Genomic DNA, 223 nt, shown 5'->3' on the forward strand with positions numbered 1-223 from the left:
TTCACCATGCTCATACATCCATCCTAAATTATTTTGAGCTAATGGATCATTTTTTAAAGCAGATCTCTCAAAGTAATTAAATGCTTTTTTTAAATCTTTTTTAACTAAAGTACCATCATAATAAATTACTCCTAATTCTGTAATAGAGGGTGTAAAACCATTACTGTCAGCAAACAATAAATTTTCCATCATTTTTTCTGTTTCTTTTTCATTTTTATAGATA

The 223-nt window shown here is 26.0% G+C and carries 1 protein-coding gene; it reads right to left on the reverse strand.

Features of this window, described 5'->3' with window-relative positions; translation table 11 throughout:
* A partial coding sequence (locus WFN33_RS20375; protein ID WP_442892820.1) for a tetratricopeptide repeat protein occupies positions 1-223 on the reverse strand: 223 nt, incomplete at both ends.

It is taken from the genome of Acinetobacter sp. AS167, from assembly GCF_037152175.1.
Lineage (GTDB): Bacteria > Pseudomonadota > Gammaproteobacteria > Pseudomonadales > Moraxellaceae > Acinetobacter.